Here is a 24,571-nt window from a genome sequence, read left to right as displayed (position 1 = left end):
CCACATTCTTATGTACTTTAAAATCAGTCTCTCTATATAATAAGAAAAGTCCTCCGCAGATGCAAAGGACTTTTCTCTATCACATTATGTAATGCTTTAAGCGTCATAATATGACCCGGTTCAAGGCTATTTGATTTCTGATACCCATTTGGCCATTTCGTCAAGCTTTTCATCAGGTACAAGTCCTGCAGGCATTGCTCCGCGGCCGTTTTTAATCGTGTCTTTAATTCCGTCAACACCGAGCTTGTCCCCTACTCCTTTAAGAGCCGGTCCTGCTCCGCCTTCGTAATTCTCACCATGGCAGGAAATACAGTTCTGCTTGTAGATTTCCTCCGGTGAAGCGTTTGCAACTTCGCCTGATTTATCTTCTTCTTTTCCTTCACCAGCCATTTCCTTCATATCGCCGAGCCCCTTGATGGATAAGAAAAACATAAGGCCGATTCCGATTACGGCAACTAGAGCAAATGGAATGAGCGGATTGCGATTCATTATGTAACCTCCCCTATGTAAAAATCTTGAAATACAGGTAAACGATAGATTTAAACAATCTCTATTTTACTTGAAAACGCTTTGAAGGAAAAGAGTTATTGCAGAAAGATGGCGTATTTTTCAAAAAATAGACAAAAAAACCTCATCTGTTAAGATGAAGTTCTTCAAATCACGTTCGTTCAGCACCCAATCTGTCTCGCAATAACCATTCTTTGAACTTCACTCGTGCCTTCACCAATCTCAAGAAGCTTTGCATCCCTCAGATAGCGCTCCACCTGGTATTCTTTCATATAGCCGTATCCGCCATGAATTTGGATAGCCTGGTTGGATACCTCTGTGCACATTTCAGATGCGAACAGCTTGCAGTAGGACGCTTCTTTAGTAAATGGCTTTCCCTGATCCTTGAGCCAGGCCGCTTTGTAAACCGCTGTACGCGCAAGGTCGATTTTCATGGCCATGTCAGCAAGCTTGAACTGTATCGCCTGAAACTCGCTTAGCGTTTTGCCGAATTGCCTGCGCTCCTTTGAGTAAGCAAGCGCCTTTTCAAATGCCGCCTGGGCAATTCCGACAGCCATTGCAGCAATCCCGATTCTTCCTCCGTCAAGAGTCATCAGAAATTGTCTGAAGCCGTTCCCTTTCTTTCCAAGGAGATTTTCAGACGGAACCTCGACATCTTCTAAAATCAGTTCTGTCGTGTTGGATGCGTTCAGCCCCATTTTTTCATAATTATCAATGACCTTGAAGCCCGGTGCATCGGTAGGTACAATAATGGCACTGATTTCTTTTTTTCCTTCATTCCGCCCAGTAATGGCTGTTAATGAAAGAAATTTGGCGTAAGATGCATTTGTAATGTAGCATTTGTTTCCGTTTATCGTATACTTGCCGTCCTTTTCAACTGCTTCAGTCAGGGTTCCTCCTGCATCAGAGCCTGCGTTAGGCTCAGTAAGTCCGAAAGCTCCGAGAGACTCCCCCGAGCAAATCTTTGAAAGATACGTTTGCTTCTGCTCTTCTGTTCCAAACATGCTGATTGGCGCCCCTCCTAAAGAAATATGGGCGGAATATGTAATGCCTGTCGAACCGCAAGCTTTGCTTAATTCTTCCGTTACGATTGCAAAACTGGTTGTATCTGCTCCACTTCCGCCGTATTCCTCAGAAAATGGCAGGCCAAGAATGCCCATATCCCCGAGCTGTTTAAAAATTTCGGCCGGAAACTGTTTTGTTTTGTCCCGTTCATATGCTCCCGGTTCCACAACTTCTTCTGAGAATTCCCTGATGGTTTTTTGAATCATGCGCTGCTCTTGTGATAATTCAAAATTCATTTTATCCCTCCGTTTTGAATACGCTTACATTATAAATTATAAATTGAACGGATCTATTTTCACAACTTTTTAAATTTTTTATTTTATGAAAAAATATTTTTTTCATCTTGATTTTTGTCCAAGTGTCCCATAACGAGTATTCAGTTCGAATAAAACCCGCGTATTAAAAGGGGAAAACCCTTATTACTTAGCAGGGAAGAAATAAATGGCCGAAGAATTTTTTTCGGAAGGCAGTTTGCAAAATAAATAACAATTAAGTAAAATAATGAAAAGAAGATGTAAGAAAAAGGGTGTTAGCGCTGCCACGTATGTTACCGTTTTTAAACAACAAAAAAAAGCGGACAAATTGTCCGCTTTCTATTCCAGAAAATCTTTCAATCGTTTGCTTCTGCTTGGATGGCGAAGCTTGCGAAGCGCTTTTGCTTCAATCTGACGGATACGTTCTCTTGTCACACCGAAAACTTTTCCGACCTCTTCAAGAGTGCGGGTGCGTCCGTCGTCAAGTCCAAAGCGGAGACGAAGCACGTTTTCTTCCCGGTCAGTAAGAGTATCAAGCACATCTTCAAGCTGTTCTTTCAGAAGTTCGTATGCAGCATGCTCCGATGGAGAAGTGGCATCCTGATCTTCTATAAAGTCACCAAGATGTGAGTCATCCTCTTCCCCGATTGGAGTTTCAAGAGAAACGGGCTCCTGGGCAATTTTAAGGATTTCTCTGACCTTATCCGGTGTCAGATCCATATCTTCCGCAATTTCCTCCGGTGAAGGCTCGCGGCCTAAATCCTGAAGCAGCTGGCGCTGAACCCGGATCAGCTTGTTAATCGTTTCAACCATATGAACAGGAATACGGATCGTTCTTGCCTGGTCGGCAATGGCGCGTGTAATGGCCTGGCGAATCCACCATGTAGCATAGGTACTGAATTTAAAGCCTTTGCGGTAATCGAATTTCTCTACCGCCTTCATAAGTCCCATGTTGCCTTCCTGAATCAGATCAAGAAACAGCATTCCGCGGCCTACATACCGTTTGGCAATACTGACTACAAGTCGGAGGTTTGCTTCAGCGAGTCTTCTTTTCGCTTCTTCGTCTCCTTCTTCTATCCGGTTTGCAAGCTTAATCTCTTCGTCTGCAGTCAAAAGGTCAACTCGTCCGATTTCTTTAAGGTACATGCGGACAGGGTCATTTATTTTAACGCCAGGCGGCACACTCAGGTCATTCAGGTCAAACTCTTCTTCCTTTGCAAGCTGCTGAATGTTCGGGTCTTCTGTTGATTCGTTATCTCCCACCAGTTCAACACCCTGTTCACCCAGGAACTCATAATACTCATCCATTTGGTCTGATTCAATTTCGAAGCCTGACATGCGTTCAGCAATCTCTTCGTATGTTAAAACTCCACGTTTTTTTCCGATTTCAGTTAATTGGTCCTTAGCCTGTTCCAATGTCAATTCAGAATCATGGGTTTGTTTATCAGCCATTGGATCCCCTCCTTCCAAACTCTTGCAATTAGTGCATTATAGTAATGTTCTGATTGGAAAAGAAATAATCAATCAGCAACAGTGAATCTCATTTCAGTGCTACTTAAGGCTTTGCTTCAGCTTAATAATTTCCATGGCAATGCCGGCAGCTTTGACAAAATCCTTTTTGCGTTCTGCATCGTGCTTTTCAGATTCTTTTTCTTTTATCATTAACCAATTTTGGTGATTCAACACCTGTTTGATATAATCTGACAGCTCCCGCTCAGAAATTTCTTCATTGACGGAAAGCATGGCGATATCTGAAACCACTTGATGAAGCTTATGATCAGGCAGTCTCCTTAGAAAGGAGCTTACATTTGCTTCAAAGCCCTCTTCGTAATAAGCATATAAGTAAGTAATAATGGCTCTGTGTTCCTCAATATTAAACTGCAGCCCCACCCTGTCCAGCACTTTTTGGGCGATTTCTTTGTTTCTCAGCATGTGGGCAATGAGCAGCCTTTCGGCGTTATGATAAGCTTTCAGAAGGCGCTTTTGCTGCGGTTTCCTTGTCTCCGTTTTTGGAGGTGCCGGCGCAGCCTGCTCTTTTTTCGGCTCACGCTGCCTGCTGCCTTTTTGATCTAGCACGCGGCTTTTCAAAACATCCATGGAGAGTGAAAATTCTTCAGACAGCTGTTTCAGATAAAGCTCAATTTCAACAGGATTGTCAAGAAGACTCAGCTCTCTTACTATATCTTCGATGTATTGCAGCCTTTGTCCTTCATCATGCAGGTTTTTGCCTTTTCTGAACATCTGCATCTTAAATGCCATAAGCGTAATGCTTGCCCCTATTACATCCTGCCTGAACTTTTCAGCTCCGTGTGTCCGGATGTAGTCATCAGGGTCTGTACCATGAGGCAGGGCGGCTACCCGCATTTTGCATCCTGCGGCAGCAAGTGTTCTAGAAGCCCTGAGCGTTGCTTCCAGGCCTGCAGAATCAGAGTCATAGCATATGATAACATCTCCAGCATTTCTTTTGATGATTTTTGCCTGGGCCTCTGTAAGCGATGTTCCCATTGTGGCAATCGCATTCGGCACATTTGAACGGACGGCAGATATCACATCGGCAAAACCTTCGAATAAAACGGCCTGCTGATTTTTGCGTATATGTACTCTTGCCTGATGAAAATTGTAAAGGACCTTGCTCTTATTAAAAATCGGGGTTTCCGGGCTGTTCAGATATTTCGGCTGTTCCTTGCCGAGCACTCTGCCGGAGAAAGCGATTGTTCTCCCGGTATGGTCAAGGATCGGGAACATAATTCTGTTTCTGAAGCGGTCAAGATAGGAATCAGAATTGTTCTTCTTAACAAGCAGTCCGGCTCGTTCCATCATTTCGGGACTGTATCCGCGTTTGGTCAGGAATTTCGCAGCAAAATCCCAAGAATCAAGCGAGTAGCCGATTTCAAACTGTTCGATTGTTTCCTTATCGAAGCCTCTGCCAGTCAGATAATCAAGAGCTTCCTGGCCTTCTTTCGTGTTTACGAGCAGGTGATGATAAAACTTTTTCAGCAGTTCATGAGCTTCAATCATTTTTTCATCTTCGCTGTTTGCGTCTTTTGGCTGGGCGGAATGAATATGATCCGGCAGTTCTATGTTCAGCCTGTCTGCTAAAGATCCGGCCGCCTCCACAAAGGAAAGCCCTTCTATCTGCATCAGAAAGGAGAACACATTTCCGCCGGCGCCGCATCCAAAACAGTGGTAGATCTGCTTATCATGCGAGACAGAAAATGATGGAGATTTTTCTCCATGAAAAGGACAGAGACCAAAATGATTTCGCCCCTGCTTTTTCAATTGAACATATTCGCCTACAACATCCACGATATCTGCAGACTTCTGAATCTGATCAATAAGTTCGTCAGGAATACGATTTGCCATAGTAACATCTCCGTGAAACTAATATTCGCGATTTAATCACTAATTCCTGCATCTTTCGACAAAATCTTTTGAAGGGTGCGGACAAAATGCTCCCGGTCTGCTCCGGTAAACTTTTTCGGTCCTTTCGTATGATTCCCGCTTCGCCGTTCCTTTGCGGAAAGATACCTGAACTGAAGAGCTGTTTCAATCGAATCTTCTGTAAGTTCTATACCCCGGGGTGTGATAACTGTAACCCCTTTTTTAAGGAGAAGCCCTGCAAGACCGATGTCCTGAGTCACAACTGTATCGTGCCTCGAGGTGTGATTAACAATGTATAAATCAGCAGCTTCTTTTCCTGTGTCCACGTATACCCAGTCGCATCCATATGTAGTTGATGACTGATGATTGTAGGAAGCAATAAACAGGGCGCGTACCCCGTGCACTGCAGCCAGATCAGCAATCTCCTGTTTAACCGGACACGCATCTGCGTCGACAATAATCTGCATCTTTTTTTCGCCGTCTTTCACTATTCTACATCACTCCGAAGGATTCCTTCTAAACTATCCAGAAAAGATGCCAGAGGAAATCAAGACTGAATTTGTCGAATTATTTTTTAATGATTAACTTGACAGATCACAATAAATAGTTTATTCGTAATAAGTCAAGTCTAAACCTAAAATAAGTAATTTTATCACAATTTTTTATTATAATACAAAGTCTTTCATTTTTCCATTGTTTTTAGCCAATTAAAGCTGTAAACAAGATACATGCAGAAAACTCAGAGTATCAGGCCACTCTGAGTCTTTGAATCTGTTTGAGATTTAATTGTATTTGTTCATGATGTTCTGGATCATGTTGGCTGTCTCTTCTACCGCTTTATTTGAAACATCAATCACCTGGCAGCCTATCCTGTCGATGATCTTTTCGAAGTATTCAAGCTCCACCTTGATCCTGTCAATGTTGGCGTAGATCGCTTTGTCATTCAGCCCCAGTGAAATGAGCCGTTCTTTTCTGATATCGTTTAACTTGTCCGGGCTTATTTTCAGTCCGATGCATTTTTGCGGCGAAACTTTAAACAGCTCTTCAGGCGGTTCAACTTCCGGAACGAGCGGAACATTGGCCACTTTAAACCGTTTGTGCGCCAGATACTGGGACAAAGGCGTTTTCGACGTTCTTGACACACCGACAAGGATGATATCCGCTTTCATTATGCCCCTTGGATCTCTTCCATCATCGTATTTTACGGCAAATTCAATTGCCTCAACTTTTTTGAAGTAATCTTCATCAAGTTTTCTGACTCTACCCGGCTCATATTTGGCTGAGATGCCGTACGCAGATTCCATTTTATCAATGAGCGGTCCGATAATATCGTAATAAACGACGCCCTGTGCATCCGCTTCCTCAATCAGTCCCTGCCTTAGTTCAGGCACAACAAGGGTAAAGCAGACAATAGCCTGTTCAAGCTTTGCATGAGCGATAATCTCTTTAATCGTTCCAAGATCCTCTACATAGGGAATCCGCTTGATTTTGGTGTCTGCAGCGTACCCGTTGAACTGGCTGATCGCAGCTTTGATGACCAGTTCAGCCGTTTCTCCGACAGAATCCGAAACAACATAGACATGACGATTGTACATACCATTCCCCACTCCCCAGTTAGATGATTTCATTCTCCGCTAGTCCGACCAATATCTTTGTCATATTTGTTTTTGTAATTCTGCCTGTTACTTCGAACCCTTTATCTGTTTCTTTAATAACTGGAATGGCATCAATTTGTTTATGAATTAAATATTTCGCTACATCCACGATGTTGTCCTCTCTGCTGCACATCGTGATGTTCGGCATTCTTGTCATAATAATATTGACCGGTATCGATGCAAGCTCCTGCTTTCCAATGCTTGCCCTGAGGAGATCTTTCCTTGACAGCACACCGACAAGGATGGACCCTTGGTCGACTACAAAGAGCGTCCCCACATCTTCAAGGAACATGGTCACAATGGCATCGTAAACAGACACATTTTCATTTACAACGACAGGTATGGACTGAAAATCCTTCACCTGAAGTTTTTTCAGTTTATCAGACAGCATGCCGGCTCCGGTCTTGCCTGTGTAGAAATAGCCGACTCTCGGCCTCGCTTCCAGGTATCCGGCCATCGTCAGGATGGCAAGGTCAGGCCGCAGTGTTGCCCTCGTTAAATTCAGCTGGTCTGCAATGTGTTCGCCGGTAATCGGCCCGCTTGCTTTTACAATCTGCAGAATATGTTCCTGTCTTTTATTTAATTCGATTGTACTCACCACCTTAAGGTTCCAATACATATGTATCTATAGTTCTGCTTTCACTCAATCCAAATAGGTTATACTCATATAAAAATATTATATACTATTTGAGCAGATTGAAAAGAACCTTTTCACAGGCTGCTTTTGAAATACGTAAACAAACGGGACGATTGCCTTAAGGCAACCGTCCTCTTTTCTCTATTTTACAATGACAGCGTTCATGTCCGCAAAGGATTCAATGAGCGCTGCAAGCTTTTTCATCTGGGCAAGGCGATTTGTTTTCAGTGCTGCATCATCTGCCATAACCATGGTTTCGCTGAAATATTTCTCAATGGCAGGCTGAAGGGAGCGAAGAGCTTTAAATGCTTCTTTATACTCGCCGCGGGCTTCGTGTGCAGCGTATGCTTCCGCTGCTTCTGTGTACTTGCTGTAAAGATCTTTTTCTTCCTGATTCTTGAACAAAGAAGGATCTACAGTGTCACCCGTTCCTTTTTTGGAGATATTCTGAACGCGCGCAAAAGCTTCCATTTCTTCTTTAAATCCTGTTTCACCTGCAGCGGCGGCCAGAACTTCCGCTTTGGAAAGGACAGCCGTAAGTTCAAGCTGTTCAGAACCAAGAACCGCATCGACGATATCGTATCTGATTTTCTTTTCATCAAGAACATGCTTGATGCGCATTTTAAAGAATGAACGCAAATCTGCCATCACTTTTGCTTTATCCGAACCTTCAAACGGCGCAAGCGCAGCTTCGAACAATTCATCAAGCGTCACCTTCCACTGCTTAGCAAGAAGAATATGAACAATACCGCTCGCCTGACGTCTGAGTGCATATGGATCCTGCGATCCTGTCGGAATGACGCCGATCGAGAAGAAGCCCGCAATCGTATCCAGTTTATCCGCTAGAGCAACAATCGCACCAGCGGTGGTTGAAGGTGCTGCATCATCTGCATGACGAGGCATATAGTGCTCATTAATGGCCACTGCCACTTCTTCTGCTTCTCCGAATGCTCTTGCATATTTTTCTCCTATGATTCCCTGCAGCTCAGGGAATTCATAGACCATATGAGTGACCAGATCGAATTTGCAGATTTCAGCTGCACGCACAGCATGTTTTTTCTCTGCTTCTGACGCAAAACGGTCTGCCAGTTTTTCAGACAATGCCGTTACTCTTCTCACTTTATCGCCTGTGGAACCAAGTTCTTCGTGGAAAATGATTTTATCGAGTTTCTTTACATTATTTGCAATCACAAGCTTTTGATCTTCATTGTAGAAGAACGCAGCATCAGAAAGGCGTGCACGCAGCACTTTTTCGTTTCCTCTTGCTACATTTTCAATATGGTTGTGATCACCGTTTCTGACAGTCACAAAGTATGGAAGCAGCTTTCCTTCTTTGTTTTTCACAGGGAAATATCTCTGATGTTCTTTCATCGTTGTAATCAGAACTTCTTCAGGAAGAGACAAATACTCTTCTTCAAATTTGCCGAAGAGAGCCGTCGGATACTCCACAAGATTTGTTACTTCTTCAAGCAGATCCTTATCAATCGGAATCTCCCACCCGTTTTCTTCTTCAATATGATGAAGCTGAGTCAGGATCGCTTCTTTCCGTTTTACCGGGGAAGCGATAACGTATTGTGAAAGCAGGGTTTCTTCATAATCAGATCCTGATTGCACGGTCTGATCCTGCCCCAGGAAGCGGTGTCCTCTTGTTTCATTGCCTGTTTTCACACCGGTGATTTCAAACGGAATGACTTCGCTGCCAAAAAGCGCAATCATCCATTTGATCGGACGTGCAAATCTGAGATCCTGGGATCCCCAGCGCATATTCTTAGGGAATGTCAGGCTTGTGATGATGTCTCTAAGCTCTGACAAAAGCTGTACTGTTTCTTTTCCCTTAATAAATTTATGGACATGGGCATATTCAATGCCGCCGATTTCTTTAAAATAAATATCCTCGGGAGACGCTCCCTGGCCTCTTGAAAAGCCGGCAGCCGCTTTGGACCAGTTTCCTTCTGAATCAAGCGCAATTTTCTTAGCCGGTCCTTTAGCTTCTTCTTCAATATCTTTCTGCTTTTCCGCCACATCCTCAATCCGAACGGCAAGCCTTCTCGGAGTTGAGTAAACATGTACATCTCCAAATGAAATGTTTTTCTCTTTCAGCCAGTTTTCAACTTTCCTAGAAAGCTGATTCATCGCATCTGTTACAAATCTTGCCGGAAGCTCCTCAAGTCCAAGTTCAAGCAGCAGATCCTGTTTAGTCATTTGTTTCAGCCTCCTCTTGTTTCAGCATTGGAAATCCAAGCTTCTCCCGTTCATTATAAAATGTTTTGGCTACTTTTCTGGCAAGGTTTCGGACGCGGCCGATATATCCCGTTCTTTCTGTTACGGAAATGGCCCCTCTTGCATCAAGCAGATTGAACGTATGGGAACATTTTAAAACATAATCGTAAGCAGGGTGCACAAGTCCTTCATCCATCTGGCGGTGGGCCTCTTTTTCATAAATGGAAAACAGGTTAAAGAGCATATCTGCATCAGATGTTTCAAACGTATATTTAGAATGTTCGTATTCAGGCATCAGGAAGATGTCACGCACAGTGTATCCTTCTGTCCATTCCAGATCGAACACATTTTCTTTATCCTGAATGTAGGATGCGAGACGTTCAATACCGTAAGTAATTTCAACAGAAACAGGTTTGCATTCGAGTCCCCCTACTTGCTGGAAGTAGGTGAACTGCGTAATTTCCATGCCGTCAAGCCACACTTCCCACCCGAGTCCCGCGCATCCCAGTGAAGGGTTTTCCCAGTTATCCTCTACAAAACGGATATCATGCTTCAGTGGGTCAATGCCAAGCGCTTTAAGAGAATCGAGATACCACTCCTGAATATTGTCGGGAGAAGGCTTAATAATAACCTGAAACTGATGATGCTGATACAGTCTGTTCGGATTCTCGCCGTAACGGCCGTCTGCCGGGCGGCGGGAAGGCTCAACATAGGCTACCTTCCAAGGCTCCGGACCTACAGCTTTCAGGAACGTATACGGGCTCATTGTACCAGCCCCTTTTTCTGTGTCATACGCCTGCATTAATACACAGCCGTGATCAGACCAGTGTTTTTGCAATGTCAAAATCATGTCTTGAATATTCATAACATGCACCTCCAAAATTGATTGTCATTCACAAGATAAGCAACAAAAAAACTCCCGTCTCTATGCTGCTAAATCTCAGCATAGGGACGAGAGTTACCCCGCGGTTCCACCCTAATTGCAAGTGCGTTTTTGCACTGCCACTTTCCGTAAGCGCCGCTCGGGAAACGCCTTTCTTTGCCTGTTGTCACCCGGCTTCCACCGTCCCGGGCTCGCTTTCACACAACTGCAGCAAATACTCTTTTTCCTTCATAGCAGCTCCATATAATTACTAGCATCATAACCTGAATGCCTGTTCAAAGTCAATAGGCCCGTTAATCCGAAAGCTTGCCCCGCAGCGCGTCCATCTGATCAAGAAAGCGCTTGGATTTAAGAAAAAGGCCTGAGTACTCACTGTAGTATGTATCGATGACCATTTTCAGCTCAGCCTTCGTTTCGGATTTTAAAGACACCTGTCCAAGCCTTTCCAGATCAAAATAATAAAACAGCCTCAGCAGCTTGGCAGTTCCCTGCGAGATCTTGAGTCTGTAAGGATCCATTTCAAAGCAGCGATGGCACAAAAAGCCGTTTTCACGAATGGAAAAATGAAACGTCCCATCCCTGCTTCCGCAGTTGACGCAAGAGTCAAGCTGAGGATAAAGACCAAGAACATTCAGCATTTTCATCTCAAGAATGTGCTGCAGAACGTCCGGGTCCACTCCTTCATTTAAAAGCTTGAGAGACTGGCTGAAGAGCTCAAAAAGAAAGGGATTAGGGTCATTTTGTTCCGTGCTTTTATCAAGCAGCTCCGCCATATAGGACGCATATGCCGTCAGAAAAATATCTTCCCTTATGCCTCTCATTGATGCAATCGTTTCTCCCTGCTGAAGACCGCCGAGACCTGTTGATTTTTGAAATAAAAAATACCCGTAAGTGAATAACTGTGTAGAAGCAGTCAGGCGGCTGTTCGGTTTTTTAGCACCTCTCGCCATAACGCCCACTTTTCCAAGCTCACGGGTATAGAGTGTCACAATCTTGTTTGTTTCACCGTAATCATTTGTCCGTATCACAATGCCTTCGCATTTTTGAAGCAATCATTCTCACCATCCAGAAGGATTCGGTCAGATCACGAAATTGGAAAGTCCGCTTCTGTCACCTCATGATCATGTAAATCGGGTCCGTCACCAGTATCTTTTTCCATTTCCTTAAAAAGAAGATAGGTATCAATATTACCTGTCTGAATGAACACTTTCCAGGTAAAATCAAGCATGTTAACCCCGCCTTTCTGTTGTTAAGAGAAGCAAGCTGTTATCCAATTCTATACCGTTATCTTGACCGAACATCCTTCGTTTCATGTTAGATAAAATTTGTTAATTTCAAGGAGCCTTTAATATTCGTCTTCTCTGAAACCGAAGTCTCTGAGCTGATTCATTTTATTGCGCCAGTCTTTCTGCACTTTCACCCAAAGCTCCAAAAATACTTTCGTGCCGAGCAGCGCTTCAATATCCACCCTTGCCCGCTGGCCTACTTCCTTCAGCATTTTCCCCTGCTTGCCGATGACGATTCCTTTTTGTGAATCGCGTTCGACAATAACGGTTGCACTTACATAAATGGACTGATTGTTGTCGCGTCTTTCGATGGCATCAATCACCACTGCAACCGAGTGGGGAATTTCTTCGCGTGTTAAATGCAGCACTTTTTCCCTGATAAGTTCAGAAATAATGAACCGTTCAGGGTGATCTGTCACCTGATCGGCAGGGTAGTACTGAGGTCCCGCTGGAAGATATGATTCAATCTGTTCAAGAAGAGTGTCCACATTATTGCCCTGTAGAGCTGAAATTGGAATAATTTCCTTGAAGGGATAGAATGCGCGGTACTGGTCAATCAGCGGCAGAAGCTGATCCGGATGGATCTGGTCTATTTTATTAATGATCAGAAAAACTGGTGTCTTTGTATGCTGAAGTTTTTCAATGATAAATTCATCTCCGCGGCCGTAGCCTTCTTCTGCATTGATCATAAATAAGACGACATCGACTTCCTTAAGCGTATTCTGGGCTACCTTCATCATGAAATCGCCCAGCTTGTGCTTTGGTTTGTGGATTCCAGGTGTGTCTATGAACACAATCTGAGATTCGTTTGTTGTATATACGCCTTGTATTTTATTACGTGTTGTCTGCGGTTTGTCGCTCATAATCGCGATTTTCTGTCCGATCACGCGGTTTAAAAATGTTGATTTCCCGACGTTCGGTCTGCCGATAATGGAAACAAAACCTGACTTATATTCATTTTTACTCATGCAAATCCTCCGATGAAAATGCCCCGGGCAATAATTCAGCAACTGTCCATTCTTTTACGTCGCCTTTTAAATTTGTCAATATTACTTTCATGTCTTTTGGACACAATTCCGAGATGACCTGTCTGCACGCACCGCATGGGGACACAGGGCCATCCGTATCTGCTACGATGGCAATTGCCGCAAACTCTTTGTCGCCTTCTGAAACAGCCTTAAAAAGCGCTGTCCGTTCTGCACAGTTCGTCATGCCGTATGAGGCATTTTCAATATTGCAGCCTCTGTACACTTTTCCGTCTTTTGTTAATAGAGCAGCACCAACTTGAAATTTGGAATAAGGAACATATGCCATTTCCCGAGCTGCTATTGCTTCTTTGATGAGTTGTTCTGAGTTCAATGCTATTCTCCCTTTCTTAAGCGGCACTGTGTTCTTCTATTTTACCTCTGCCGGAATGAAATTTCACCTGATTGCCGCAAATGTAATTTAATTGTAAGAATTTTCTCATAACTTAAAGGATCTTTGGAAAGAAAATGAGTAACCCTATCATAACCGCAAGAATGGCATAAATCAAAACAGCGCCGGCTGCTGCATCTTTGGCTGCCTTTGCAAGCGGGTGATAGTCGGCGGTTACAAGGTCAACAACACGCTCTACCGCCGTATTCATGAGCTCAAGCGAGAGCATTCCTCCCATTAGGAAAAGAACGATGATCCATTCGACTGCAGACAGGTGAAAGTACAGCCCGGCCCCTGTCACGATCAGACATACAGCTGCATGAATCTGAAAGTTCCGCTCATGAATCAGGGTCATCTTTATCCCCTGCCATGCATAATAAAAACTTTTTAAAAACCGTTCACGCTCAGACTTCTCTTTTAAGTCCATACGCATCGAGAATATCCTTTTGTTTGCCGAACATCTTTTTTTCATCATCTTCTGTCATGTGGTCATATCCGAGCAAATGAAGAAGACCGTGAACAGCCAGAAATCCGAGTTCTCTCGTAAAAGAATGGCCGTATTCTTCCGCCTGTTCCTTTGCACGGGGCACAGAAATGATGATATCCCCGAGGATGCGTGGCATATCTTCCCCGCCGACGATTGAAACCTCGCCTTCACCCAGTTCTTCCATCGCAAAAGAAATGACGTCCGTTACTTGATCTTTGTTCCGGTACTCTCTGTTTACTTCCTGAATTCTCTGATTGTCTACGAACGTAACAGAAAGCTCTGCATCCTGAGGCACGTTCTCTGTTTGAGCCGCGTGCTGCAGCAGATTTTCGACCATTGAAAGCTGGTCCTGTGCGAGCTGTTCTGTTTCATCCTCCATATCGATTATGATTCTGTTCATGCCTGTTTCACCTTCTGTTTTGTAATTTCCGGATATTCGATTCTTGAATGGAATATTCCCTTTAATGTTTCGCTGAATGATTTCGCAATGATGTCCAGTTCCCTCAGTGTCAGATCACACTCATTCAGCTGATGGTCCTGAAGCCTGTCCGCAATAATTCCGCGTATCAGCTTCTCAATTTTATCCGGTGTCGGACTCGACATGGATCTTACCGCAGCCTCTACACTGTCTGCAATCGAAATTATCGCGATTTCTTTTGTCTGCGGCTTCGGTCCGGGATATCTGAACTCTTCTTCGTATATGTCAGGGTGGTTCTGCTTAGCTTTATGATAGAAAAACTTCAGCAGGGTTGTCCCGTGATGCTGTTCTGCAATATCCACAAACTCTTTAGGCATTTTGTGTTTTCTCAGCATTTCCGCACCGTCTGAAGCATGTGCGATAATCACATTTTTACTTAGCTGAGGAGACAGCTTATCATGCGGATTCTCAATATTCATCTGGTTCTCAATAAAGTACTGAGGCCGTTTTGTTTTTCCGATATCATGGTAATAGGCTCCCACGCGGGCAAGCAGTCCATTCGCGCCGATTGCCTCGCACGCTGCTTCTGAAAGATTTGCGACCATGACACTGTGATGATACGTCCCAGGTGTTTCAGTCAGAATTTTTCTGAGCAGAGGGTGATTCGGGTTCGACAGCTCGATCAGTTTCATCGTGGAGAGAATGCCGAATCCCGTTTCAAAAAACGGCATGAATCCAATTGTCAGCACAGACGATATGAGTCCGGAAGCAAGAGCCATTATGAAATAAGAGCCAAGCTCAATATTCGAGTAGCTTCCGTTTTGTATCAGGGTGATGGCTGTGATGATCATGATGTTGATCAGCGACACAAACAATCCTGTCTGCAAAATTCTTGATCTGACGTTCTGGTCGTTCAAAAAGAGGACTCCTGCTATACTGCCGAACAGGAAGTAGATTCCGATGGTGAAATTGAATGTCCCCGTTACGCCTTCATTAAAGATAATGCTGCCGCACACAGCAAATATAATGCTTGTCAAAATGGCCAGTCTTTCATGGAGTAGCAGCTTGATCAGCATGGCTCCCATAGCGACAGGAACGAGATACCCTACGTTATTATAATTGATTTCCTGAAAGAAGCTGATGATTTTAATCAGCAGAATTGTAATGCTGAATATCAGGACATACAGAATGAGAGAATGATTTTTTCTGTGCGGCTGCCTGTCAGGAGCCTCAAAATAATAAATGAGCGCCGCAAGGATCAGCAGAATCACAAGCAGAAGACCCGCAAACGGCTTCAAAGCAAGCTTATTGTCTAGAAGACCTACAAGATCAAGCTTGCGGTAGATATCCCTGCTGATGTAACCGCCTTCTTCAACAAGAATCTGCCCCTGTTTAATCTGTACTTCATTTACATCATCGTATGCCTGCTGCTTTTTCTCTTCTGTCGCATCAAGATCAAAAACATAGTTCGCTATAACGGCATATCTTCCGAGCTCAATCGCTGCTTTCAGTAAGTCCGCCCTTAAATTTGAGGATGTAAGGTCCTCTTCAACCAGATCCTTTGCCTCATCCTGCTTCTGCAGGGGAATTTCCTCGCTCATCACCCTGTTAACTGCGGTGACCGCTGCATCCTTGGCTATGTTCAGCTCATTATCGGAGGATTCAAGAAGGGCAGTGAATGTATCATCTGAAATTTTTTCTCTGATATCTTCTGTAAGCTTGTCCTTCAGCCGAGTGAGCTTTTCGTCAATTGATATTGTGTATGCCTCTTCGCCTTCAGTCACACTTTCATTTTGCAGCTTTATTTCATCTGCCGTCTCTTTGTTTGTTTCTTTTACAAAGTCAAAAATCGATGTTATGACTTCTACGCGGTTTACGACATAGTCTTTTCTCAAGACATATTCATCTTGAACGGCATCGTACGCTTCCTGCCGTTTGCTCTCTGTTTCAAACGTATCTTCCGCCTGAGTCGGAGCTATGATTGTCTGATCAGAGTAAGTAAAAAGTTCAACATCAACCGTTTCCGGCTTTACATTGCTGTAAAGTGAGACAAAAATGACAGCAGCAAGCAAAAAATACATGGAAATATGTATAAACTTATAATGCTTTAACGTTTCAATGAGCTGACTGAGCTTTGCACTTCGCTTTGTTTTCATAACATCACCCCCGCTCCCCTTTGCATTCCTGAAAAAAGTGACCCGAAAACGGGCCGCCCGGGTCACTTTGTCTTGTCATATGCTTCAATGATTTTCGCTACAAGCGGATGGCGCACGACGTCTGACTGCTGCAGTTCATTAAACGCTATACCGCTTACAGAACTGAGTGTATCCCTTGCTGCAGCAAGACCCGACTGGACGCCTCTCGGCAGGTCAACCTGTGTAATATCACCGGTAATGACCATTTTCGAACCAAATCCGAGTCTTGTTAAAAACATTTTCATCTGTGCCGGTGTTGTATTCTGGGCTTCATCCAAAATAACAAACGCATCATCGAGCGTTCTTCCTCTCATATAGGCAAGAGGCGCAATTTCGATGGTGCCTCTCTCAATCAGCCGCTGCGTATGTTCCGTTCCGAGAACATCGTGAAGCGCATCATAGAGCGGGCGCAAATACGGATCGACTTTTTCTTTGAGGTCTCCAGGCAGGAAGCCTAGACTTTCTCCTGCTTCAACAGCAGGCCGCGTGAGAATGATCCTTTTTACTTGATTATTCTTAAGCGCACTGACCGCCATTACAACGGCGAGATACGTTTTGCCTGTTCCTGCAGGGCCGATGCCGAATATCAGATCCTTATTGCGGATAGAAGACACATAATGTCTTTGACCGAGAGTTTTGACTCTGATGGATTTTCCCTGCGCATTTTTGCTTACTTCCTCAACATACAGGGCTTCAAATTCGTCAAGCTTGTGTTTTTTTGCCATTTCAATACCATAGATGACGTCGCGTTCGCTGATGGCTATTCCTCTTTTAAGGAGAACCTGAAGCGACGCAAGCACATCACCTGCTATATTTGCATTCTCTTCTTCTCCATTTACATAGACAGCTTCGCCTCTTGATACGATTGTCACGGAAAGCTCATCTTCCATCCGCTTCAGGTGTACATCATTGTTTCCAAAAAGAGAGGCTGCTTCGTTTGGATTTTCCACTTGCAGATTTATCGTAATGAGTTCTTCTGGCATGATTTAGTCTCCCTGAACAATTGGTGTTGTTTTTACGATATTTTCTATAACTTGGTAGAGCACTGTTAGTTTTACTTTACCATTCTCGTTCGTCTGGTGCAAAACTTTTTGACCCTTCACCTCTGCATCTTCTCCTAATTGTCCAAGGAGCTCTTTTTTGCCCTGATCAATCGCAGCAGCGCGCGCCTCTTTCTCTGTATATTGTTTTTCAAAAACTTCTTTTTCACGGTAGATTTTTTGGCCGAATCCGAGCGGCAGAGTCCATTTTAAAAATCGGAGCGGCCTGATATCATTTTCCTCTTCATATTTTGCGAAAAGGTCCTGATTAAATCCCCAAATCTGGAGATCAGCTGAACCAACTGAAAGGTACGTTTTTCTTACTTCGCTGCCGGAATAAAGCTGAAATGTCTGTTTTGACGGAACCGTAATTTCAGATTTGTACCAGGTTTCACCCAGAATTTCCGCTTTAGCCGCAACAAGCTGCTTCTTTTTTTCGCCGCCGATTAATCCGGAAACGAGCAGCTGCCCTTTTTCAACATGATCATGAATGGTCACGGAAGGCTGTCCTTTTTCAACATACATCTTTGTAATGACCGCTTTCTTTTTCGCTACAATATGCTGAGGTCCTGCTTCTGCTGTTTTTTCAGGTTCATTCTTTTCGACAACCTCAAAGTGGAAACGCGTACCCCTGAGCTCAACACCCACCCATGTCAATTCGCTTATGTTGTCTGTCAGCTTTTTCTGGATGGAATCAGGATCAAGCGTCATGAACTGCAGCCTTCCTGTTTTCACCCCCATTGCATCCAGCTCTTTCATGATTTTATGCTCCGTGCTCGGCTTTGCGCCTTTCACATCGATCCCCCAAATCATATTGGAGAGGAGCAGGATGACAGCAAAGAACAGGGTGAATCCGATAACAAAGCCGCTGTTTTTAAGTGACTTTTGGATAAGAAACGGGAGTCCCGACACTTTTTGAAGCGAACACTTGCACTCGCTTTTTCTTGCCGCCCGCCTCAAGGCATGTACATCTTTCAGGCGAATAAAAAAAGAGAGTCCATTCTCTTCTTTTCTCACATTCCAGACAGGGATTCCCTGTCTGATGCAGTCATTCACAAACCGTTCCGTTCCTCTTCCCGCTGCTGTTACTTTTATCACGCCGTAAAAGAAATGCATCCATTGATTTTTCATCGTCATCCCCCGATTTTTAAGATTGTTCCAAGTAATTGACCTGATCAATTTTCCCCTGCAGAAGAATCTCTTCAGGCAGAATCGTTTTAATGACAAAAGCTTCTCCCTTTATTTGAAGCTGCCCCTGTTTTAACAGAAGCCTCAGCTCATTGTCTGTAAATGTAAGCAGCCCTCTGTGATTTTCTATATAAATATGTATTTGGCCGATCATCGTGATGCGGGGAAGATCCATCATGACATCCTGGGGTATTTCAATTGTTCGCGTGATCCATTTAGCAACGTTCTGCCGCCATTTTTTCGCCATAAAAAAGAACCCCCTCTCATCTCATGTGTATGAGTTTAAAGGGGGTTCTAACACATTTTTTTAAAGTTGCCGCCTTGCTGCCCTGTGCGGCTTTTTAGATCGCGGCGGTCCGATGATCTCGCTCCAGATAATTCCCCGGACAATATCATCTCTTGCAGCTGCAGGTGTTTTCTTAGGAGCAGCAGGAGCCTTTTGAGCTGTCTGCTGCATAAACTGATCCGCCTGCTCCTTTATTTCTGTCACATTCTTTGAAACCGTACCGCCGTCTGCATTCGGCAGGGTGCTTTTAGCAGACTTATATCTTGCTTCAATTGTTTTAGCCGCTTCTTTCATTCGTTCCTTTGCTTCTTCAAACGATTCCCTGCCCGTTTTTTCAGCCTCCGCTTTATGCGGGGCGGCAGACTGATTTGGTACAGATGCAGGTTTTCTTTTTCGATCACGCTGCGCTTCTGCTTTTTTATCTCTCGCTTTTTTTCCGAACAGGGAGGAAATAGCAAAGATAAGACCTGCTATCACAAGCGGGTTGTTTAAAAGAAAATCGATCCATTCCATCCATCAGCACCTCCTGATTTGGGCTGATTCCTATTCTTCATGATCAGGCTGATCTTTCGAAAGCTTACCAATTGAATCTCTCATGCCTGTATCAGCATGTATATTTTCAAAATTCATATAGTCCATCACGCCGATTTTTCCATTGCGCAGTGCTTCTGCCATAGCAAGCGGGACTGTAGCTTCTGCCTCCACAACCTTCGCTCTCATTTCCTGCGTTCTAGCATTCATTTCCTGTTCAAGAGCGACCGCCATCGCACGGCGTTCTTCAGCTTTTGCCTGGGCAATTTTCTTATCTGCTTCAGCCTGGTCAGTCTGCAGAATCGCCCCGATGTTTTTGCCGATATCCACATCCGCGATATCGATCGACAGAATTTCAAAAGCAGTCCCGGAATCAAGTCCTTTGTTTAATACCGTCTGAGAAATCCTATCCGGGTTTTCAAGAACTTTTTTATGATTGTCAGATGAACCGATTGTACTTACGATTCCTTCTCCTACCCGTGCAATAATGGTGTCTTCGCCGGCACCCCCGACAAGTCTTTCAATGTTTGCGCGGACTGTGATGCGCGCTTTTGCTTTTACTTCGATTCCGTCCATAGCAACCCCTGCAATAAACGGCGTTTCAATCACTTTTGGATTTACACTCATCTGAACGGCTTCAAGAACATCGCGTCCAGCCAGGTCAATAGCTGCACAGCGCTCAAATGTCAGTTCGATGTTGGCGCGCTCAGCTGCAATCAAAGCATTTACAACCCGGTCTACGTTCCCTCCGGCAAGATAATGGCTTTCAAGCTGATTGATGGTTACTCCGAGTCCAGCCTTATGCGCTTTAATGAGCGGATTAATGATTCTGTTCGGACTTACTCGGCGAAGCCTCATCCCAATCAGGGTGAAAATACTGATTCTTACCCCTGCAGCAAGTGCTGAAATCCACAGTGCAATCGGCACAAAGGTAAATAAAACACCTAGTACAATGACACCTATAACAATTAAGCCTAACGTGAGCAGCAATGATGGATCCATTTTGTTCCTCCTTCAATTAAATGATTTCTCTTACGACGACCCGTGAGCCCTCTACTTTAATAACCTTTACTTTCTGATCTTTTGCAATAAACGTTCCTTCTGTAACCACATCAATGCGCTCATCTTCGATCAGAGCTGTGCCCGAAGGCCTCATTGAAGTTAAAGCCACACCCGTTTTGCCGATCAGCTCGAGCCTGCTGCGGCTCGAGACATATCCGCTTTCCGTATTGGTTGAATCACGCAAGATGATTTTTTTAAAGATATTCATACGTTTTCCAAACACCTTTACAAATATGATGGCTGCCGATACGGCAACTAAAAGCGCAATCCCAAGCGAAAAGGCCATATAGCCTATGTCATCTGTGGCGATGAAGAAACTGAGCAGGATTGCTCCAAAACCAATAAATCCTATAATGCCTCCCGGTACGAAAAACTCAGCTGCCACAAGAATGATTCCGGCGGCAAAAAGAATGATGGTCTCAAGTCCTGCAAGTCCCGCAATATAGTGTCCGTAGAAGAACAGGAAAAGAGAAGACAGTCCCATAATTCCCGGCAGTCCGAAACCTGGACTGTAAAGCTCAACAATCAGCCCGAGGCTTCCAATAGAGAGCAAAATAGGGATGACAATCGGGTTTGTGACAAACCGCGCAACCTTCTCAGCAAAGCTTACTTCAATATCAATCACATCAGCCGACGCAAGATTCAGCTTTTCAAGCAAACTGTCCAGATTTTCAGCCGTTCCCTCGGAATAACCGACCTCAAGCGCCTGTTCAGAATTCAGTGTTAGAAGATCACCTTTTCCGGCTCCGTATTCAGGCACATCCACATCAGGATCTGCCATGGCAAGGGCATATTTGGCATTACGGTTATTTTGCTCAGCTGATTCCTTCATTTCGGCAAGCCAAAGCGATTCTGCCTTTTTATCTGCTGTATTGCCTTCCAGATCAATGATGGCGGCAGATCCCATTTTCGCACCCGGAACCATATAAATCTGATCTGCATTCAGGGCAATATACGCTCCGGCAGACAGCGCCCTGCGGTCAATAAAAGCGGTTACAGGGATTTTCGACCCTCTGATTGTATCGGCAATTTCAAGAGCAGCATCAACCGCTCCCCCTGGAGTATTGATGTCTAAAATAATATGGTCTGCATTTTCGGCAGCTGCTTCCTTAAATGACCTCTTGATAAACTGCGACAATCCTTTTTCAACCGTCTCTTCAATGGGGATAACCGCAACTTTATCTGGTGAATTGTCAGCTGCGGGTATATAAGCACTTCCGAAAAGCGAAAGGAAAAGAACAATGCCGAAGAAGATATGAAAAAGACGGTTATGATGACTCCTCAATGTTCAGCTGGCCCCCTTCCATTTACAGTCTATCTGTAATACGTTTCTACTTAAGTATAGGTTTCATTTTTAATAAAAATTCTCCGGAAAGACCCAATAAAAAACACTCTGTTCAAATGAACAGAGTGTTTTCCGGTTTTTATGATAGCTGTCCAGCTACAGTTTTATTGACAAGCGCACCGTCAGCCTTACCTTTAACCTTAGGCATGATGGCGGCCATAACTTTCCCCATGTCTGCTTTTGACACAGCATTCACTTCGGCAATCGTTTCCTGAACGATGGCCGTAAGCTCTTCTTCTGTCAGCTGCTTAGGCATGTATACAGTTAAAATATCAAGTTCAGCCTGTGTCTTTTCAACTAAATCTAAGCGATCAGCTTTACTGAATTCCTGGAGGGAGTCTTTACGTTGCTTTAATTCGCGAGAAAACACAGTCAGTTCCTCTTCAGCAGACAACTCCTGTTTACCCAGTTTGATGGCTTCATTCTGTAATGAGGCTTTCACCATACGGATAACAGCCAGTTTGTCCTTCTCTTTGTTCTTCATCGCTTGTTTCATATCTTGATTCAAACGCTCAAGAAGACTCATAAATCCACCCTCTTTAGAATTTGCGTTTTCTAGCAGCTTCAGACTTTTTCTTACGTTTTACGCTAGGTTTTTCATAGAATTCGCGCTTTCTTGCTTCTTGTATAGTACCGCTTTTTGATACTGTACGTTTGAAGCGACGAAGAGCGTCCTCAAGCGACTCGTTTTTACGAACGACCGTTTTTGACATTCTTATTCCCTCCCTCCGAATACAACCAATCGACATCATCTGTTTAATAAACATGTTTAAAGAAAACATGTACTTTGCCATTATAATATAACGTGCCTCAGAGGTCAACTTATATAAATAAACTTCTAAAGAACAATCGTTTGTCCCTGGTGTTTCTGTCATGTTTCTGCGCGCTTGTCCATATAGTGGTAAGAAGAGGTGAGCACATGGCGGCTGCAGGGTTCTTTTTGTTATATTTACTTTTCTTTCTGACAGGTATGCATATACTTAAAAACGGTCTTTCCATTTTATCAGGGAGCACCATGAGAAGCTGGGTGTTTGCCTGTATCGATCACCCGTTCAAAGCGTTTCTTGCAGGCATTGTTTTTACCGGCATTCTGCAGAGCAGCTCAGCAGTTATGGTCATTGTGATCGGGCTGGTTTCCGCTGGTGTCATTACTTTCAGACAAACAATCGGAATCATACTGGGGACAAATATTGGATCCACTTTTACGACTCAGCTGATCACTCTTGACCTTGGATCGCTGATTATACCCATGATAGGCGGGGGATTTCTTTTCTTTTTAGCGGGTGCGATGATGAAAAGGCAGTCCCTTGTAAGGATCAGCGGCATCCTATCAGGACTTGGCCTGCTGTTTTTATCCATGTCGGGGTTCGGCAAGCTTGCAGAACCGCTGTCGCATCTTGAGGCAGTAAGTGAACTGCTGATGTATTCGAACACCCATGCATTTGCAGGAGTGCTCGGCGGCACGGTGCTGACTGCCATCATTCACTCAAGTGCTGCAGCCGCAGGCATTATTATGAGCTTTATGAATGCAGACCTTTTGACTCTAAGCGCCGGCATAGCCTACATTCTCGGAGCCAATATCGGCACGTGCATCACCGGTCTGATGGCATCTGCCGGAGCGGGGCATGAAGCCAAACTGACCGCCTATGCCCATGTATGGCTCAATGTACTTGGGGTCGCAGCCTTTTATCCTTTCATCGCTTTGTGCAGCGGGATTGCAGAGCATTTTGCAGCCGAGCCTGATTTGCAGCTGGCCCATTTCAGTCTCGTGTTTAATGTAGTCAGCTCGATTGCCGTCCTTCCTTTTGCTGAACCCTTCGGAAGATTTGTGGAGTCTTCCGCCAGGTTTTTTAATAGAAAGCATTAAAAAAAGCTGCCGGTGGCAGCTTTTTCCGCTATTAATAATCTGAAGTTGAAGTTTCACCATTTACAATGGCAATTCCTGCACTTGCACCGATGCGTGTTGCGCCGGCTTCAACCATTGCCATTGCACCTGCACGGTCACGGACACCGCCTGAAGCTTTTACGCCGATATCAGGGCCTACTGTTTTGCGCATAAGAGCGATGTCTTCTACAGTTGCTCCGCCAGTTGAGAAGCCAGTAGATGTTTTAACAAAATCAGCTCCTGCTTTCACAGAAAGCTCACATGCTCTGACTTTTTCTTCGTCAGTCAGAAGGCATGATTCAATGATTACCTTCGTAAGCGCTTTTCCTTTAGCTGCATCGACAACTGCGCGGATGTCACGCTCAACAAGCTCATCGTTTTTGTCTTTCAGGGCACCGATGTTGATGACCATGTCTACTTCAGTTGCACCTTTTGCAATCGCATCGCCTGTTTCAAATGCTTTCGTTTCAGGAGTAGATGCTCCCAGCGGAAAACCGATTACTGTGCAAACTTTTACTTCTGTGCCTTTTAGAAGGGCTGCTGCTGTTTCAACCCAGGTCGGGTTTACACAGACAGATGCAAATTTATATTCTTTCGCTTCTGCGCATAATGTTTCGATTTGTGATTTAGATGTTTCAGGCTTTAAAGCCGTATGGTCGATCATACTGCCAATGTTTACTGACATATGTACTACCCCTTTTCCATTATTATAGTCGTCTGACCTCTTACATCTTATCATTTTTTTGATTGAAATACGAGTACAAGTTTAATTTACACCGGGAAAATAATTATAAACCTGCTTTCGGTAATTCTTTTCGTTTGAATTGGTT

The 24,571-nt window shown here is 44.2% G+C and carries 26 protein-coding genes; 1 reads left to right on the top strand and 25 read right to left on the bottom strand.

Features of this window, described 5'->3' with window-relative positions:
* Nucleotides 1-126: 126 nt before the first annotated feature.
* The 24 genes from cccA to rpsU all read right to left on the bottom strand — a co-directional run bounded on the left by cccA (nucleotide 127) and on the right by rpsU (nucleotide 22,569).
* Complete coding sequence (gene cccA / locus MHB63_15485; protein ID MEK3807923.1) at nucleotides 127-489, bottom strand: cytochrome c550; 363 nt, start codon at nucleotides 487-489, stop codon at nucleotides 127-129.
* Between the two features lie 179 nt (nucleotides 490-668).
* Complete coding sequence (locus MHB63_15480; GenBank protein MEK3807922.1) at nucleotides 669-1,808, bottom strand: acyl-CoA dehydrogenase family protein; 1,140 nt, start codon at nucleotides 1,806-1,808, stop codon at nucleotides 669-671.
* Nucleotides 1,809-2,165: 357 nt separating this feature from the next.
* Entirely contained in the window at nucleotides 2,166-3,278 is a 1,113-nt protein-coding gene (gene rpoD, locus MHB63_15475) for an RNA polymerase sigma factor RpoD (GenBank protein ID MEK3807921.1), read from the bottom strand.
* A 99-nt stretch (nucleotides 3,279-3,377) separates the two neighbouring features.
* On the bottom strand, nucleotides 3,378-5,189 hold the full coding sequence (gene dnaG / locus MHB63_15470) for a DNA primase (GenBank protein MEK3807920.1): 1,812 nt from the start codon (nucleotides 5,187-5,189) through the stop codon (nucleotides 3,378-3,380).
* Nucleotides 5,190-5,221: 32 nt separating this feature from the next.
* Nucleotides 5,222-5,674: a YaiI/YqxD family protein gene (locus MHB63_15465; protein ID MEK3807919.1), complete on the bottom strand. Its 453-nt coding sequence runs from the start codon at nucleotides 5,672-5,674 to the stop codon at nucleotides 5,222-5,224.
* A 315-nt stretch (nucleotides 5,675-5,989) separates the two neighbouring features.
* Entirely contained in the window at nucleotides 5,990-6,802 is an 813-nt protein-coding gene (locus MHB63_15460) for a pyruvate, water dikinase regulatory protein (protein MEK3807918.1), read from the bottom strand.
* A gap of 19 nt (nucleotides 6,803-6,821) precedes the next feature.
* Entirely contained in the window at nucleotides 6,822-7,460 is a 639-nt protein-coding gene (locus MHB63_15455) for a helix-turn-helix transcriptional regulator (protein ID MEK3807917.1), read from the bottom strand.
* Nucleotides 7,461-7,640: 180 nt separating this feature from the next.
* Nucleotides 7,641-9,701, bottom strand: coding sequence for a glycine--tRNA ligase subunit beta (gene glyS, locus MHB63_15450; GenBank protein ID MEK3807916.1), 2,061 nt, complete (start codon nucleotides 9,699-9,701; stop codon nucleotides 7,641-7,643).
* On the bottom strand, nucleotides 9,694-10,584 hold the full coding sequence (gene glyQ / locus MHB63_15445) for a glycine--tRNA ligase subunit alpha (protein ID MEK3807915.1): 891 nt from the start codon (nucleotides 10,582-10,584) through the stop codon (nucleotides 9,694-9,696). The genes glyS and glyQ overlap by 8 nt, the downstream gene beginning before the upstream one ends.
* A 311-nt stretch (nucleotides 10,585-10,895) precedes the next feature.
* Nucleotides 10,896-11,654, bottom strand: a complete 759-nt coding sequence (gene recO, locus MHB63_15440) for a DNA repair protein RecO (protein MEK3807914.1) — start codon at nucleotides 11,652-11,654, stop codon at nucleotides 10,896-10,898.
* Nucleotides 11,655-11,686: 32 nt separating this feature from the next.
* Nucleotides 11,687-11,830, bottom strand: coding sequence for a YqzL family protein (locus MHB63_15435; protein MEK3807913.1), 144 nt, complete (start codon nucleotides 11,828-11,830; stop codon nucleotides 11,687-11,689).
* A 117-nt stretch (nucleotides 11,831-11,947) separates the two neighbouring features.
* On the bottom strand, nucleotides 11,948-12,856 hold the full coding sequence (era, locus tag MHB63_15430; GenBank protein ID MEK3807912.1) for a GTPase Era: 909 nt from the start codon (nucleotides 12,854-12,856) through the stop codon (nucleotides 11,948-11,950).
* Nucleotides 12,849-13,253: a cytidine deaminase gene (locus MHB63_15425; GenBank protein MEK3807911.1), complete on the bottom strand. Its 405-nt coding sequence runs from the start codon at nucleotides 13,251-13,253 to the stop codon at nucleotides 12,849-12,851. The genes era and MHB63_15425 overlap by 8 nt, the downstream gene beginning before the upstream one ends.
* Before the next feature lie 106 nt (nucleotides 13,254-13,359).
* Nucleotides 13,360-13,737 (bottom strand): diacylglycerol kinase family protein, encoded by a 378-nt coding sequence (locus MHB63_15420; GenBank protein ID MEK3807910.1) that lies wholly within the window; start codon nucleotides 13,735-13,737, stop codon nucleotides 13,360-13,362.
* Entirely contained in the window at nucleotides 13,709-14,191 is a 483-nt protein-coding gene (gene ybeY, locus MHB63_15415) for an rRNA maturation RNase YbeY (GenBank protein ID MEK3807909.1), read from the bottom strand. The genes MHB63_15420 and ybeY overlap by 29 nt, the downstream gene beginning before the upstream one ends.
* Nucleotides 14,188-16,365, bottom strand: a complete 2,178-nt coding sequence (locus MHB63_15410; protein MEK3807908.1) for an HD family phosphohydrolase — start codon at nucleotides 16,363-16,365, stop codon at nucleotides 14,188-14,190. Before MHB63_15410 ends, ybeY begins: the two co-directional genes overlap by 4 nt.
* A 62-nt stretch (nucleotides 16,366-16,427) precedes the next feature.
* Nucleotides 16,428-17,387, bottom strand: a complete 960-nt coding sequence (locus tag MHB63_15405; GenBank protein ID MEK3807907.1) for a PhoH family protein — start codon at nucleotides 17,385-17,387, stop codon at nucleotides 16,428-16,430.
* A gap of 3 nt (nucleotides 17,388-17,390) precedes the next feature.
* Complete coding sequence (gene yqfD / locus MHB63_15400; GenBank protein ID MEK3807906.1) at nucleotides 17,391-18,575, bottom strand: sporulation protein YqfD; 1,185 nt, start codon at nucleotides 18,573-18,575, stop codon at nucleotides 17,391-17,393.
* A gap of 16 nt (nucleotides 18,576-18,591) precedes the next feature.
* The gene (gene yqfC, locus MHB63_15395) at nucleotides 18,592-18,879 is read right to left on the bottom strand and encodes a sporulation protein YqfC (GenBank protein MEK3807905.1); all 288 of its coding nucleotides are present in this window, start codon (nucleotides 18,877-18,879) and stop codon (nucleotides 18,592-18,594) included.
* A 60-nt stretch (nucleotides 18,880-18,939) separates the two neighbouring features.
* Nucleotides 18,940-19,431: a hypothetical protein gene (locus MHB63_15390; protein MEK3807904.1), complete on the bottom strand. Its 492-nt coding sequence runs from the start codon at nucleotides 19,429-19,431 to the stop codon at nucleotides 18,940-18,942.
* A gap of 30 nt (nucleotides 19,432-19,461) precedes the next feature.
* Nucleotides 19,462-20,451: a flotillin-like protein FloA gene (floA, locus tag MHB63_15385; GenBank protein MEK3807903.1), complete on the bottom strand. Its 990-nt coding sequence runs from the start codon at nucleotides 20,449-20,451 to the stop codon at nucleotides 19,462-19,464.
* A 16-nt stretch (nucleotides 20,452-20,467) separates the two neighbouring features.
* Nucleotides 20,468-21,718, bottom strand: a complete 1,251-nt coding sequence (locus MHB63_15380) for a nodulation protein NfeD (GenBank protein MEK3807902.1) — start codon at nucleotides 21,716-21,718, stop codon at nucleotides 20,468-20,470.
* A 217-nt stretch (nucleotides 21,719-21,935) separates the two neighbouring features.
* The gene (locus MHB63_15375; GenBank protein MEK3807901.1) at nucleotides 21,936-22,382 is read right to left on the bottom strand and encodes a GatB/YqeY domain-containing protein; all 447 of its coding nucleotides are present in this window, start codon (nucleotides 22,380-22,382) and stop codon (nucleotides 21,936-21,938) included.
* A gap of 13 nt (nucleotides 22,383-22,395) precedes the next feature.
* Entirely contained in the window at nucleotides 22,396-22,569 is a 174-nt protein-coding gene (gene rpsU / locus MHB63_15370; protein ID MEK3807900.1) for a 30S ribosomal protein S21, read from the bottom strand.
* 206 nt (nucleotides 22,570-22,775) lie between these two features.
* Between rpsU and MHB63_15365 the strand changes: the two genes are divergently transcribed.
* Nucleotides 22,776-23,723, top strand: a complete 948-nt coding sequence (locus tag MHB63_15365) for a Na/Pi symporter (GenBank protein ID MEK3807899.1) — start codon at nucleotides 22,776-22,778, stop codon at nucleotides 23,721-23,723.
* A gap of 31 nt (nucleotides 23,724-23,754) precedes the next feature.
* Here the strand turns inward: MHB63_15365 and deoC are convergent, their stop codons facing one another.
* Nucleotides 23,755-24,426 (bottom strand): deoxyribose-phosphate aldolase, encoded by a 672-nt coding sequence (gene deoC, locus MHB63_15360; protein MEK3807898.1) that lies wholly within the window; start codon nucleotides 24,424-24,426, stop codon nucleotides 23,755-23,757.
* Nucleotides 24,427-24,571: the final 145 nt, after the last annotated feature.

Source organism: Bacillus sp. FSL H8-0547 (genome assembly GCA_038002745.1).
GTDB lineage: Bacteria > Bacillota > Bacilli > Bacillales > Bacillaceae > Bacillus_P.
The sequence above is the reverse complement of the archived record's forward strand: the minus strand, read 5'-3'. Positions and strand labels throughout refer to the sequence as shown.

Bases quoted from the DNA above. Each gene is read 5' to 3' on its own strand.
- MHB63_15405 (MEK3807907.1), bottom strand. From the start codon at position 17,387: ATGCCAGAAGAACTCATTACGATAAATCTGCAAGTGGAAAATCCAAAC.
- yqfC (MEK3807905.1), bottom strand. From the start codon at position 18,879: ATGGCGAAAAAATGGCGGCAGAACGTTGCTAAATGGATCACGCGAACA.
- dnaG (MEK3807920.1), bottom strand. From the start codon at position 5,189: ATGGCAAATCGTATTCCTGACGAACTTATTGATCAGATTCAGAAGTCT.
- MHB63_15365 (MEK3807899.1), top strand. From the start codon at position 22,776: ATGGCGGCTGCAGGGTTCTTTTTGTTATATTTACTTTTCTTTCTGACA.
- rpsU (MEK3807900.1), bottom strand. From the start codon at position 22,569: ATGTCAAAAACGGTCGTTCGTAAAAACGAGTCGCTTGAGGACGCTCTT.
- rpoD (MEK3807921.1), bottom strand. From the start codon at position 3,278: ATGGCTGATAAACAAACCCATGATTCTGAATTGACATTGGAACAGGCT.
- deoC (MEK3807898.1), bottom strand. From the start codon at position 24,426: ATGTCAGTAAACATTGGCAGTATGATCGACCATACGGCTTTAAAGCCT.
- MHB63_15375 (MEK3807901.1), bottom strand. From the start codon at position 22,382: ATGAGTCTTCTTGAGCGTTTGAATCAAGATATGAAACAAGCGATGAAG.
- ybeY (MEK3807909.1), bottom strand. From the start codon at position 14,191: ATGAACAGAATCATAATCGATATGGAGGATGAAACAGAACAGCTCGCA.
- MHB63_15390 (MEK3807904.1), bottom strand. From the start codon at position 19,431: ATGGAATGGATCGATTTTCTTTTAAACAACCCGCTTGTGATAGCAGGT.
- floA (MEK3807903.1), bottom strand. From the start codon at position 20,451: ATGGATCCATCATTGCTGCTCACGTTAGGCTTAATTGTTATAGGTGTC.
- era (MEK3807912.1), bottom strand. From the start codon at position 12,856: ATGAGTAAAAATGAATATAAGTCAGGTTTTGTTTCCATTATCGGCAGA.
- glyQ (MEK3807915.1), bottom strand. From the start codon at position 10,584: ATGAATATTCAAGACATGATTTTGACATTGCAAAAACACTGGTCTGAT.
- MHB63_15410 (MEK3807908.1), bottom strand. From the start codon at position 16,365: ATGAAAACAAAGCGAAGTGCAAAGCTCAGTCAGCTCATTGAAACGTTA.
- glyS (MEK3807916.1), bottom strand. From the start codon at position 9,701: ATGACTAAACAGGATCTGCTGCTTGAACTTGGACTTGAGGAGCTTCCG.
- MHB63_15420 (MEK3807910.1), bottom strand. From the start codon at position 13,737: ATGCGTATGGACTTAAAAGAGAAGTCTGAGCGTGAACGGTTTTTAAAA.
- MHB63_15465 (MEK3807919.1), bottom strand. From the start codon at position 5,674: ATGCAGATTATTGTCGACGCAGATGCGTGTCCGGTTAAACAGGAGATT.
- MHB63_15435 (MEK3807913.1), bottom strand. From the start codon at position 11,830: ATGCTTGATTTTACCTGGAAAGTGTTCATTCAGACAGGTAATATTGAT.
- MHB63_15480 (MEK3807922.1), bottom strand. From the start codon at position 1,808: ATGAATTTTGAATTATCACAAGAGCAGCGCATGATTCAAAAAACCATC.
- MHB63_15460 (MEK3807918.1), bottom strand. From the start codon at position 6,802: ATGTACAATCGTCATGTCTATGTTGTTTCGGATTCTGTCGGAGAAACG.
- cccA (MEK3807923.1), bottom strand. From the start codon at position 489: ATGAATCGCAATCCGCTCATTCCATTTGCTCTAGTTGCCGTAATCGGA.
- yqfD (MEK3807906.1), bottom strand. From the start codon at position 18,575: ATGAAAAATCAATGGATGCATTTCTTTTACGGCGTGATAAAAGTAACA.